This window comes from Gemmatimonadaceae bacterium (assembly GCA_036504815.1).
Classification (GTDB): Bacteria; Gemmatimonadota; Gemmatimonadetes; order Gemmatimonadales; family Gemmatimonadaceae; genus PNKL01.
Map to the genome: position 1 here is coordinate 97,298 of DASXUN010000003.1, position 12,550 is coordinate 109,847.

Genomic DNA, 12,550 nt, shown 5'->3' on the forward strand with positions numbered 1-12,550 from the left:
GTAGGGGTTTCGCCGTGTCGGGCTTGATGAAACACCTTACGAAACTTGGTGGAAACACCTGCTAGACCGACTCTTGCACGCGAGGTCTGGAGGCGTGGAATTGAAAGATCTCCTTCGATAGGGTGTCGCCTTGCTACGCCCACGCAGTCTGTTGGTTGCCCTGACCTCAACGCTCGTCGTCGCGGTCGCCTGCACCGACCAGCCAGTTCCCACCGAGGGTAGTCGACTGCTATCGCGACACGCGAGCGCGGCGACCTACACGGAGATCACAGCGCAAATCATGGTGGTGTTCGGCACGACCGAAGTGAAGATGCCGAACACCAACTCCGCGCTGCAGAAGTTCGATCTCATCACCAAGAAGCTGCAGCGCAACACGGCCATCGACTCCGTCGACGCGCGGGTGCACACGTTCGATCTCATCGACTTCATTCGGGTGAAGGCCTACGAACTTGCCGATCAGACGCAAGTGCAGGCATTGATCGATGCCCTCGAGACCTTCGCCGGCATCACGAGTGACAGCTTCCTGGTATATCCGTCGGATCAACCGCAGACCCTCCTGACCGACAACGGCCATGCCGGGCTGCAGTTGCCCGTCAATCCCGTGACGTTTCCGACGCTGTTCACGATCACGCCGCTGGACAGCACGGTGCCTCCGCTCACGACGAAGCTCGACCAGTATCCGGGCTACATCGAAGTCGGCCAGCAGTCAGCTGATCCCGACGGCAATCCGCTCACGGGTCCGGTCACGGTGGCCGTTTGTGCGAAGACCGGCATTCCCGATTCCATTGCGACTCGTCTGCGGCTCGGGCATCAGACGCCCGCCGGCTTCGTGGTGACGCCGAACGCCGACGCCAGTTTCCTGCGCTGCCAGCAGCCCACCGGCGTCACAGGTATGCTCCCCAGCTGGATGCGTACCGTGGCAAGCTTTGTTCTGCCCAGATCGGCGTACGCTGACGTCGTGTTCAGCGGAGGCGTCGGCGGCACGGCCGAGGCGTTCAGTCCGTTCGCTCCCGTGGACCCGCTGCTGGCGCTCTCAGGCGGCGTGGGCGGGACGGCCGAGGCGTTCATTCGGACGTTGGCGCCGTCGGATGTCACGGCGACAAGGCCTTCTGGCAGCGAGGGAATATCGAAGCGCACGCCGCGGGCGAACACGGTGGAATCGGCAGTGCTCGTTTCGGGGTGCGATGCAGCCGTCATCGGATCGGCGCTGACGCCCGAATGCCGCCCGCGCGTGGAGCTTCGTACGGCGCTGGGCACGGTGCTCAAGAATGTCCCGGTTGGCTGGGCGATTGGAGCGGGTGATGGATCGACGGCGGCAGATGATCCCGTGACGCGCGCGTGCGGCACGTTTGGGACAACGGCCGAGACGACCACCAACGACCGCGGCAAGGCTGGTGCCTGCTGGACGCTCGGAATGACGGCGGGATCGAATACGCTGGTCGCCACGCCGCGTCCCGGGGGCGATGCACCAGCTGGGACGACGTTCTCGCCCTCGTCCTGGACGTTCACCGTGACGGCACTGAAGGCCGCGGCGACGGTGACGGTGGATTGCGGCGTCGGTCCGTTCGTCTACACGGGCGCGCCGCTGGCTCCGTGCACCGCCGTAGCCACTGGCATTGGCGGACTCTCGCAGCCGCTCACGCCCGTCTATCTCAACAACACGAATGCGGGAACCGCGGCCGTCGCCGCGACCTTCGCGGGTGATGCCAACCACACTGCCGCCACCGGCACGGCAAGCTTCACGATTGCGCCGGCGTCGTCCGTGGTCACGGTGTCGTGCGGCGGCTCCTACGTCTATACCGGCGCGCCGCTGACGCCTTGCACGGCGACCGCGACGGGTGTCGGCGGTCTCTCCCAGCCGCTCACGCCCGACTACAGCAGCAACACGGCGGTGGGGACGGCCGGCGTCATCGCGACGTTTGCGGGCGATGCCAACCACACCGCGTCCAGCAGCTCGACGACCTTCACCATCACGAAGGCGTCGTCTGCGATAGCCGTTGTTTGCGGCGGTCCGTACACGTACACCGGTGGGCCGCTGACGCCGTGCACGGCGTCGGCGACGGGAGCCGGTAGTTTGGTCGCGCCGCTCACCCCGGTCTATAGCGGCAATACCGACGCGGGAACGGCGACGGTCACTGCGAGCTTTGCGGGCGATGCCAATCACTTCAGCTCTAGTGGCGCGGGCAGCTTCATCATCAGTCCCGCGACACCGGTGCTCACGTGGGCAAGTCCGGCCCCGATTCAGCTTGGCACGCCACTCAGCGGCACGCAGTTGAACGCCTCGGCGAGCTACCCAAACATCAATCCGGTCGCCGGCGCTTTCGCCTACACGCCGCCCGCCGGGACCGTACTGCCGGCCGGCACCAGCACGCTGTCGGTGCTCTTCACGCCGACGAGTGCGAACTTCACGTCGACGTCCGCCATCGTAAGCTTGGCGGTGCGCTTCGTCCAGGTCGGCTGCTTCGCGTCCCCGGTGTACAGCGAGATGCCGATCACGAAGTCGTACCAGAGGAAAGGCTCGATTGTGCCGATCAAGTGCACGCTGACCAATGCCTTCGGAGCCGGCGTGCTGAATGCCAGGGGCGACCTGCGGGTCGACGACATGGGTATGGTCTTCGGTGCCGACGTGACGCCGATCACGGTCTTCTCGGGCGCCAACGTGTTCAAGGTGTCAGGCAGCGGCAATTACGCGTATGGCCTCGACACCTCGCCGTCCGGATTCCTGATCGGCCATTACTACCACGTGACCGCGACGTGGAGCGACGGATCGCGCACACTCGGATGGTTCTACGTCAAGTGATGCGACTGGGTGATCACGCAGCACGACGGGCCCCGGCATCCGCCGGGGCCCGTTGCGTTACGGCGCAAGGTACGCGGACCTTGCGGCAGGCCTGTCAGGTTGCCGTCTCGCTCACTCCGGCTCCAGGAACCCGCAGGGGCACAGGTCGATGCACTTGCCGCACGCCACGCACCGCTCCGCGGACAGCTCGAAGTACTGACCCCGCGCCGGATGATCGAGCCGCTGTAGCCCCGCGTTGTTGCAGTACATGAAGCATTGCTCGCAGCCGAAGCAGAGGCCGCACGAGAGGCAGCGCTCCGCTTCCGCAAGGAACTCCGCCTCCGTGATGGTCTGCGCCAACTCGAGATCGGGTTCGGCGCGCCACGCGTCGGGGCCGCGTCGAGACAGGGGGACTGGCGCGCGGCCGGCATAGAAGTCTGTCCGGACGGCGCGCTCGGCAAGCGGGGGACGAGCATCGGTGGGAGGAAGTGGGAGGCCGCGCAGGCGGGCATGCGCGAGTTCCGCCGCCTGTCGGCCCTGGCGAATCGCCCCTCCTGCCAAGCCGAGGCCACGCGAGTCGCCCCCCGCCCAGACATGGTCGGTCAGCGGATGGTCCGCGTTGGACTCGAGCCACGGCGTCGTCGGCGCGAGCGCCCCGAGTCCATCCCAGTCGGGCTGCTGGGACACGGCCGCGATGACGGAATCCACGGCGATCACTTGCTCGGAACCGGGAATTGCAATCGGTGAGCGGCGTCCCGAACGGTCGGGCTCGCCGAGTGCCATGCGCTGCACGACGAGGGAGCAGATCCGGGAGTTCTCGCGCACGATCTCAACGGGCGCCGTGAGGAACTCGATGCGCACGCCCTCGGCCAGCGCGTCGTCGACCTCGGCGTCGATTGCGGGCATCTCGTGCCGCGTGCGCCGGTAGAGCAGCGTCACGTCAGCGCCGGTGCGGCGGGCGCAGCGTGCCGCATCAATGGCGGTGTTGCCGCCGCCCACCACCGCGACGCGTCGTCCGAGCGCCACGCCGATGCCGCGATTCACTTGCGACAGGTAACCGGTTCCCGTCCACGTGCCGGATCCCTCCTCTCCGGGAATCCCCAGCGTGAGGCCGCGGTTGGCGCCGATGCCGAGGAAAAGCGTGCGATGACGGTCACGCAGCAGGTCCAGCGAGACGTCGCGCCCCACCGCGGTGCCGAGGTGCAGGGTGACCCCGAGATCGAGGATCCGACGCACCTCGGCCGCCAGCACGTCCTCGGGCAGGCGATACTGGGGAATGCCGAACTGCAGCATCCCGCCCGGCACCGATTCGCGCTCGTAAATGCTGACGGCATAACCGCGCCGGGCCATTTGGTATGCAAAGGAGAATCCGGCGGGGCCGGCGCCGATCACGCCGACAGACTCCGGCTGGCTTCCCGCCGCGGCGAGGCGCGGCAATGACAGTCCGCGGGCGAGCGCCCAGTCGCCAAGGAAACGTTCCAGCGCGTTGACGGCGACCGCGTCGTCCTTCTGCGCGCGGGTGCAATGGTCCTGACAGGGATGCGGGCAGACGCGTCCGAGCGTTGCCGGGAACGGATTCACCGCCGTCAGCATGTACCACGCGTTTTCGAGTGCCTCAGGAACGGACAACCCGAGCTTGCGGCGCTGGGCGACGATGCCGATCCACGCGCGCGCGTCGCCACCGCCGACGCAGTCCCCGCCGCAGGGGGCGCGTTTCTCCCTCCGGGAAGGGAAGAGCCGGGCCGCGGCCAGCGAGGTCGCGTCCGGCACCTGGTCCGAGGGCTTCGCTGTCACAGGCGCCGGCGCTCCGGGCCGTCGGTGCGCGGGCCCTGGGGGCCGACGCGCCGCTCCCCGACGCCCAAGGTGAGGTGGCGAATCCGCTGCGACATCATCTTCACGAGGGTGAACGCGAGCGTGGGATCTTCCTGGATGCGCCGCAGGAAGTTCTTCTTGTCGATGGTGAGCACGCGCGCCTCGCCAAGCGCGCGCACGGTGGCCGAGCGCACCTCGCGTTCGAAGATGGCCATCTCCCCGAAGATCGCCCCCTTCTCCATCACCGCGACCCGTTTCGGCGGACGGCCCGGCAGAGTGACCAGCACCTCCAGCCGGCCTTCCTGCAGCGTGAACATGCAGTCCCCGGCTTCACCCTGCGTGACAATGGTCTCGCCGTCGGCGTAGACGCGGCCGAGTGCGTTACTCGCCATGGTTTCTTCCTCTCCGCGAGGCGCCGCCGAACGGCAGGCTGCCCGCAATCACGTTCCATGCCAGCATGACGGGGAACTGCGGCCGCATGGTGCGCTTCAGGATGTCGCGGTACGGCGCGCTCCCCGTGAAGGTGTCCCACAGGACGCTGCTCATCTGGCCGTCGCTGCCCGCTTGCGCCTGCTCCCGTGCCGTCATGCGCACCACGCCCCGCCGCAGCACGCTGGAGTGCTGGATCAGGTGCGTGACGCCGAAGACGACCCTGGCGATCATGTTGTCGACGTCGAGCGCGCGGCACGCCGGCCAGAAGTGCCGGCGAAAATCCTCCGTCGAGACGCCCGAAAAGACGGCGGTCTTGGCGGCGGCCTTGGCGGTCCGGTAGGCCGAGCCGATGCCATCCTTGTACAGGCGCGCGACGCCGCTGTCGCCGATCCAGACGATCCGGTCACCGAACGGACGCGTCGCGGCCTCCACGTTGATGCGCGGATAGCAGTGACACGCCAGCGGCGGGATCGTGCCGCCCGGGAAGCACCGCTGCACTTCCGCCGACCGGAGAAAGTTCTCCACCAGCGTTTCGTCGAGGTCGTCACCGAGCAGGCAGAGCGTCACGAACTCTCCCTTCGGGACGATGGCGGCGAATCCGAGGCGCGGAATGTCAAGCAGGAAGACATGCATCGACGTGCCGAACGTCGCGCGCACGACGTCGGCGCCGAGCCGAAACTCGCAGATGAACGTGCGTTGCGTGGCCGGCGCCGCGAACCGGTGCGCGGCATCGCTGAACAGGTTCATCGCCTGGGAGTTGACGCCGGTCGCCACCACGAGCAGGTCGAAGTCGGTCGCCGATCCGTCGGGGCAGGTCACGCGCGGCCGGCCGTCGATCCACTCGACGGATTGCGCCATCTTCCGAACGACCCTGGCGCCCTGCGACGCCGAGAGGTCCAGCAGGTGGCGGTCGAAACCGGCGACCTCGACGGGTTCGGACTCCCGCGGTCCGTTGCCGCGATAGACTGCCGCGATGCGCTTCTCGTCGCGCGGCGACTGAATGCGCACGTCGCCCACATCGGTGTGCAGGATGTACGAATCGATGCCCTGCTGCACGACCGACGGCGGGAGATTGATGCCTTCCGCGGCGAGCATCTGCACGAGCGATTCGGAGACGATGCCGCCGCAGTGGTTGCAGCCCGCGGGGCCGCGGTGCGTGAAGAAGCGCGGCTCGAAGATGTCCACGCGCAGGTCAAGGCCGAGCGAGTCGGCCATTGCCAGCAGGAAGATGGTGAAGAACGAGCCGGCGGGTCCGCCTCCAATGACGCCAACGCGGGACCCGTCCTGGAGCGCAAGCGATCCGTCGCGGCGAGCGGCCCTGCCGCGGAGCCGGGCGAGTGGCCCAAGGAACGACGACGGGGCGGTCACGGGCCCTCCGGCAGCCGCAGGGCGAAGATCTTGTCGGGGCGATCGAAGCCCTTCGCTTGGTGGACACCCCGGTCGAGAAACTCCAGCGGCGCTCCCGGTGAGGCGCGCTGTGCCTGCTGCACCATCTGGCGCGTGCCAGGACAGGCCAGAATCCTGCCGATCTCGTCATTGGCGAACTTCTCGAGGCGGCATGCCAGCACGACGGGCTCGCCGACCATCGAGAGTCCGACCGGGGTGTCCCCGCCGAAGGAGTCGATGACCACGCCGCCGGAGGCGAGCGCCCAGTCCATCCTCAGCGGAAATCCTCGCAACGTCCAGATCGCGTTGTCCGTGGCCAGCTGCCGCGCGAGCGCGTCCAGCGCGATGGCGGCGTGGCAGGCGGCAACGGCCTGTGCACCGTCGATGCCGCCCTCCCAGAAGGCCAGCACGGCGTCGCCCGGAAACTCCTTCAGCGTGCCGCCGTGCGCCTCGACCATGGCGGTCAGGCGCTGGAAGACCCGGCTGACGCAACGCTGCAACTCCGCCGAGGGCGCTTCGCGCACCATCACCGTGTAGTCGCGAATGTCGCCCACCAGCACGGTCGCCAACGTCAGCTGCGTCTGGACGCTCGTACGCTTGCGCGGCGCGTCGACCGCCACCGGCGGTGCCACGTCGCCCTGCAGCTGGAGCAGCAGGCCGCTGCCGAGATCCAGCATCTGGCCGACCAGCAATTCCGCCTCAACGTTTGGCATCAGACGACGCCCATCCAGCCGAGTGCCGTTGCGGCTCACGTCGCGCACGAAGCAGCGGCCGTCGGCGTGCTGGGTGATGATGCAGTGGCGACTCGACACGTGCGCCGCGCGCACGAGGAGTTGTCCAGGAGTCACGGCACGACCGTCGTCGAGGCGACCGATCTCGAGTTGGTCGAAGAACTCGTACATGCCGTTCGGTTCGGCTCCGCCGACGAAGACGAGCCGCTTGGACGGCGGACCATTCGGGCGTGCCGCCTGGGGTTCGAACCGCACGACGTGCACCGCCGCGAGGGTGTCCTCACCCCGCGATTCCGATAAATGCGCGCCTGCGTCGGGCAGCGTCACACGAAACCCCCAAGATCGCCGGTGCCAGCTGACGGCCGCCGGCGATGGATCTTCGGAGACACAACAACACGAACATACAGCGGCAAGCGGCATCCGCCAGAGGAGAATCGCGCCGCGCGTGTGAGGCATCGAATAGTCACGCTTGCCCGCGCGCGCCCGGGCAGGGCGATCGATGGTTGACCGTTGGCCAACGGCGGCGTAAGGTCTCCGGCGTCGCACAGCACTGCGAACCACTCGCGCGTTTCCTATCACTATGAAGATTCTGGTCACTGGCGCAACTGGCTATGTCGGCGGGCGGCTCGTTCCCCGCCTGCTCGCGCTTGGCCATGACGTCCACTGCTTCGCGCGCGATCCCTCCCACCTCGCCGGACGTGGATGGCAGGGCGTCACCGTGCACCGCGGCGACGCCTTGAGCGCCGGCAGCTTCCTCCCGGTGATGGAGGGGGTAGATGTCGCCTACTACCTCATCCACTCCATGTCGCAGCCGGAGGGCCGGTTCGAGGATCATGACCGCTTCGCCGCCGAGCACTTTGGCATGACGGCGGCGGCGGCCGGCGTTCGGCGGATCATCTATCTGGGGGGGCTCGGCAAGGCCGACGAGCGGCTCTCGCCACATCTGGCCTCACGTCATGAGGTCGGCCACATCCTCCGCTCCTCCGGCGTACCGGTCACGGAATTCCGTGCGGCCGTCATCGTCGGTTCCGGGAGCATCTCGTTCGAGATCATCCGCTACCTGACGGAAGGACTTCCCGCGATGATGACGCCGCGCTGGATGTCCACCCGCTGCCAGCCGATCTCTATCGCCGACGTGCTGGACTACCTGGTGCAGGCCCTCGCCGAGCAGGCATCGGTCGGGCGCATCCTGGAGATCGGTGGTCCGGATGTCCTGACGTACCGCGAGATGATCCTGGGCTATGCCGCGGAACGGGCGCTGAAACGCGTCGTCGTGCCGATTCCACTCCTGACGCCGTGGCTGTCGTCACAGTTCCTGCACTGGCTCACCCCCATTCCGGCGTCGATCTCGCGCGCGCTCATCGATGGCATGCGCAACGAGGTCGTGGTCAACGATCACGCCGCCGAGCAGATGTTCAGCGTGCAGCACGTCCCGTATCGCGAGGCGGTGTGGCGGGCGCTGCGCCGCATTCAGTCCGGCAGCGTCGATACGTACTGGTCCGGGGCGGTGCAGGGGCTCAAGACCGGTACGTCGCTGACGGTCACGGAGGGCATGATCATCGATGACCGGCGGGTCGAGTCGGCGGCGACGCCGGATGCCGTGTTCCGGACCTTCGCCGGCATTGGCGGGGACCGGGGATGGTTCTACGGCGACTGGGGATGGCGGCTGCGCGGGGCGATGGACCGCGCGATCGGCGGCGTCGGGCTGCGGCGCGGCCGCCGCAATCCCAATGAGCTGCGCACTGGCGATGCCCTTGATTTCTGGCGAGTCGAGGAGGTGATCCCCGGCCGCCTAGTGCGATTGCGTGCCGAGATGAAGCTGCCCGGCCGGGCGTGGCTGCAGTTCGAGGTCGCCGAGATGCCCAACGGACGCTCGCTGCTCGTGCAACGGGCCTTCTTCGAGCCTCACGGCTTGGCCGGGCTGCTCTACTGGTATGGGTTGTACGCCATCCACGAGTTCTTCTTCGAAGGCATGTCGCGTGCCATCGCACGGCGGGCGGAAGCTCTGCCGCCCTCCGCGCAGGCCCGATAAGCCGTCGCGCCCGGCGGCACGAGCCAGCTTCAGCGAGGTCGCGGCTTGATGGGTTGCGCCAGGCGCCGCTGCAAGGCATGCGCCCGCGCCGCGGCCGGTCCTGGCGAACGCGGGCCAACGGCCCCCGGCACCGGCTGGACATCGAGCAGGACGAAGTTCGGCCCTTCCGTGGCCAGCACCCGCGTGATCTCGCGTGCCCACTGTTCCGCGTCGGTGAAGTGGAAGATCGAGCGGAAGCCGCACGCCCGCGCCATCCCGACGAAGTCCACGCTGCCCCCGTCGGCGCGGGCCGGGGCGGCGCCGGGCGTCGGCTGGGCGCCGGTCACCTCGTAAATGCCGTTGTCCTGCAGGATGAGCGTCAGGTTGGGCGGAGCGGCGGCGGTGATGGTCACCAGCGCGCCCAGGTGCATCAGCATCGCCCCGTCGCCATTGACGACGATCACGCGACGTTCGGGCTGCGCGAGCGCGACGCCGAGTGCAATCGACGGCGCGGTCCCCATGCTCGAGGGGACGAGCGGCAGGTCGAGCGGACCCGCGCCGAGCACCATCCACTCGCGGGCGGCTCCCATGCTGGTGATGATCACGTCTTCGGCACCGCGACCCCGGTGCAGGGGGAGGAGCGCCTCATGGAGTGTCATGCGCGGATCGTGGGTGGTCATGCCTTGCCCTCCGCGATCAGCGCGACGCCGGGCCGCATGGTGCGGTGGCACTCCTCGTAGTGCTCACGAATCTCCCCCAACTGCGCGGGTGACTTGATGAGCCGGAAGTCGAGGTTCCACGCGTCGAGCACCGGTTCGGTGAAGACCAGGCAGGTGTCGCCCGGCAGCGTGTCCTGGTTGAGGTAGCTGCGATACCCGATGACGGCGAAGATCGGCATTCGCCAATCGTGGAGGATGTTGCGCAGCGAGTCCCCCGACTCGAAGAGCCCCGTGCACTGGATCAGGACGAGCGGGGTGGCGCCGCCCAGGTAGAGGCCGCCGGCCACGGCCCACGCCTCGCCCTCGCGACAGACGCGCACCAGGCGAATCCCCGGTGCGGCCTCGATTTCGGGATGCCATCGGCCGATCGTGCTGTCCGCGACGGTCACCACGTGGGTGATGCCCATCGACGTGAACAGCGAGACGATCTCGACACCAGAAAACATCTTGGCTCCATCGCTAGCGCGGCGATGCCGCGCGGAATTACCGACGTTGCGCTCGCCCGGAATCTCGCTCTTGCGTCGCGGCCGCCGCAACGGTGGCCCAATGCGGCGGCGGGCTCACCCGGAAGCATTAGGCAATTCGGCCGAGTGCATTCTCGCCGGGAACGGCTAACGTGAGAGGAACTTGAGCGTCCGCTCGACGCGTCCTCTGTCACGGAAGCGCTGCCATGTCGTCATTTCCCGTTCTCCCCCCGCGTGCCGTTCGCATCGTAGCGCTCCTCAGCGTCACCGTCGCCAGCATCTCCTGTGCGATATCCCAGCAGCAGGAAGTGCAGCTCGGAGCGTCCTACGCCGCGCAGATCGACACGCAACTGCCGCTGATCCGCGATGCCCGCGTTGTCACGTACATCACGGCGCTCGGCAACCAGCTGGCCGCCGTCACCGACTCGCGCGGACTCACCTGGCACTTTGCGGTGGTGGACAGCAAGGAAGTGAACGCCTTTGCGGTACCGGGCGGTTGGGTCTACGTGAACCGGGGACTCATCGCGCGAGCGCCGACGATGAACCAGCTGGCGGGTGTGCTCGGACACGAGATTGGGCACGTGACGCGCCGTCACAGCGTGCAGCAGATGCAACAAGCGCAAGAGATGAAGGGTGGCTTGATGGCCCTCTGCACCCTCACCAAGGTCTGCGACAGTGGGGCCGGCCAGACCGCCATCAATCTCGGCGGGACCGCGCTGTTCGCGAAATTCAGCCGAGCGGATGAGGCGCAGGCGGATGAAGAGGGGGTGGCGACGCTGGTCAAGGCCGGCATCAACCCCAGCGGCATCCCGGAGATGTTCCGGATCCTGCTGGCTGAGCGCCGGTCCAATCCCTCTGCCGTGGACGCGTTCTTCGCCACGCACCCGCTGGAGGAGTCCCGCATCGTCTCGACCGAGCAGCAGATCGCGAGGTACTCACCCGCCCAGCTGCGAAACCTGCAGGTGGATTCGGACGCGTATCAGCAGATGCGGCGGCGGCTGAACGCATTGCCGCCCTCCCCGACGCCGAAGCCGCCGGCGAAGTAGCGCTCCGACAAGCGACGGCAGGCGGCGCGTGGGTCGCCGCGGCTTGGTGGCGCGGCGGTCCGCTGCTATGCCGTCCGCGAGATCGGTGACGGCGCGAGGGCGGTGGTGCGCTCCAGTTCTTTCGGGAAGCGCGTGAACCAGCTCGTGACCAGCAGCAGTTCGTCAATCTCGTGCGAGGGGACCGTGCCATCGGTGCGTTCGATGGGGGCAAAGATGCTCGTCACCTTGGCGTCGAAGGCGCGACGCTCGTCAGCGGATCGCGGCGCCGGCAGGGTGGCGCGCACCCGCCCGCGACGGATCACGTAGCTGATCTCGTCGCCGGTGAGGGCGGGCGGGGTGTAGACGAACGACAGCGACTCCACCGCAAACCGCAGCCGCGCGAACTGCGCGCGCAGCGACTCGAGCCGCGTGATCTTGTCGCGCAGCGCGGCGGCCCGCTCGAACTCCAGCCGGTCGCTCGCCGCCTCCATCGCGCCGCGCAGCGCCGCCACCGGCACGTCGTTTGCCCCTTCGAGAAAGGCCCGCGCCAGGGCGAAGCGCGCCGCGTACTCATCGCGCCGCACGGCGGCCACACACGGCCCGAGGCACTTCCCGATCTCGTGCCGGATGCATCCCGGCGTGCGGGGGGCGGGGAAGAGGTCGGGTTGGTCCGCGAAGTGCATCGGCGTGTCGAGCGCGCAGTCGCGCAGCCCCAGCGCGTCATTCAGCTCGCGCAGAGCTTCCGTGAGCTGGATGGCGCCGTGGAACGGCCCGAAGAAGATGCCGCCCTCATCGCTCCCCTCGCTGCGCACCACCCGGAACGACTCCGCGGCGCCGCGGGCGACGCGAATGAACGCGAAATGCCGGGCGTCTCGCTTGCCCGCGACATTGTGCCGCGGACGGTAGCGCTTGATGCGCTTCAGTTCCTCGAGCAACGAGGCGAACTCGCTGGGCACGTACTCCCACTGGATTTCCGCCGCCTCGCGCAAGATGCGCGCTCCCTTGTCGGCGGGGTATTCGGCGCGGAAGTAGCTCAGGAGGCGCGTGCGCAGTTTCTTCGACTTGCCCACATAGATGATCTCGCCGTCGGCCGATCGCATCTCGTAGACGCCTGGCAGGTCGCGCGCCTCCCCCTTCACGCGCGCCAGCATCTCGGCGGCGCTGGCCCTGGCGTCGGCCACGGAGGGGAGA

10 protein-coding genes are annotated in these 12,550 nt (G+C 68.0%); 3 read left to right on the forward strand and 7 right to left on the reverse strand.

What is annotated here, in order from left to right; genetic code table 11:
- Nucleotides 1-130 precede the first annotated feature (130 nt).
- Entirely contained in the window at nucleotides 131-2,800 is a 2,670-nt protein-coding gene (locus tag VGJ96_00860; protein ID HEY3285651.1) for a hypothetical protein, read from the forward strand.
- 111 nt (nucleotides 2,801-2,911) lie between these two features.
- Here the strand turns inward: VGJ96_00860 and VGJ96_00865 are convergent, their stop codons facing one another.
- From VGJ96_00865 to VGJ96_00880, 4 genes are read right to left on the reverse strand one after another with little or no spacing between them, the layout of a single operon-like run.
- Nucleotides 2,912-4,573 carry an FAD-dependent oxidoreductase gene (locus VGJ96_00865; protein HEY3285652.1) on the reverse strand — a complete coding sequence of 554 codons (1,662 nt, stop codon included), beginning with the start codon at nucleotides 4,571-4,573 and terminating at the stop codon, nucleotides 2,912-2,914.
- On the reverse strand, nucleotides 4,570-4,983 hold the full coding sequence (locus VGJ96_00870; GenBank protein ID HEY3285653.1) for a cyclic nucleotide-binding domain-containing protein: 414 nt from the start codon (nucleotides 4,981-4,983) through the stop codon (nucleotides 4,570-4,572). Before VGJ96_00870 ends, VGJ96_00865 begins: the two co-directional genes overlap by 4 nt.
- Nucleotides 4,973-6,391 (reverse strand): hypothetical protein, encoded by a 1,419-nt coding sequence (locus VGJ96_00875; GenBank protein ID HEY3285654.1) that lies wholly within the window; start codon nucleotides 6,389-6,391, stop codon nucleotides 4,973-4,975. Before VGJ96_00875 ends, VGJ96_00870 begins: the two co-directional genes overlap by 11 nt.
- Complete coding sequence (locus VGJ96_00880; protein HEY3285655.1) at nucleotides 6,388-7,395, reverse strand: adenylate/guanylate cyclase domain-containing protein; 1,008 nt, start codon at nucleotides 7,393-7,395, stop codon at nucleotides 6,388-6,390. Before VGJ96_00880 ends, VGJ96_00875 begins: the two co-directional genes overlap by 4 nt.
- 325 nt (nucleotides 7,396-7,720) lie before the next feature.
- Between VGJ96_00880 and VGJ96_00885 the strand changes: the two genes are divergently transcribed.
- Nucleotides 7,721-9,172 carry a DUF2867 domain-containing protein gene (locus VGJ96_00885; GenBank protein HEY3285656.1) on the forward strand — a complete coding sequence of 484 codons (1,452 nt, stop codon included), beginning with the start codon at nucleotides 7,721-7,723 and terminating at the stop codon, nucleotides 9,170-9,172.
- A gap of 29 nt (nucleotides 9,173-9,201) precedes the next feature.
- Here the strand turns inward: VGJ96_00885 and VGJ96_00890 are convergent, their stop codons facing one another.
- Both VGJ96_00890 and VGJ96_00895 read right to left on the reverse strand, forming a co-directional pair.
- Nucleotides 9,202-9,831, reverse strand: coding sequence for a thiamine pyrophosphate-dependent enzyme (locus VGJ96_00890; GenBank protein HEY3285657.1), 630 nt, complete (start codon nucleotides 9,829-9,831; stop codon nucleotides 9,202-9,204).
- A complete protein-coding gene (locus tag VGJ96_00895; GenBank protein HEY3285658.1) occupies nucleotides 9,828-10,316 on the reverse strand; it encodes a hypothetical protein in 489 nt (162 codons plus the stop codon). Before VGJ96_00895 ends, VGJ96_00890 begins: the two co-directional genes overlap by 4 nt.
- A 224-nt stretch (nucleotides 10,317-10,540) precedes the next feature.
- Between VGJ96_00895 and VGJ96_00900 the strand changes: the two genes are divergently transcribed.
- On the forward strand, nucleotides 10,541-11,380 hold the full coding sequence (locus VGJ96_00900) for a M48 family metallopeptidase (protein HEY3285659.1): 840 nt from the start codon (nucleotides 10,541-10,543) through the stop codon (nucleotides 11,378-11,380).
- 65 nt (nucleotides 11,381-11,445) lie between these two features.
- Here the strand turns inward: VGJ96_00900 and VGJ96_00905 are convergent, their stop codons facing one another.
- Nucleotides 11,446-12,540, reverse strand: coding sequence for a UvrB/UvrC motif-containing protein (locus VGJ96_00905; protein HEY3285660.1), 1,095 nt, complete (start codon nucleotides 12,538-12,540; stop codon nucleotides 11,446-11,448).
- Between the last annotated feature and the right edge of the window lie 10 nt (nucleotides 12,541-12,550).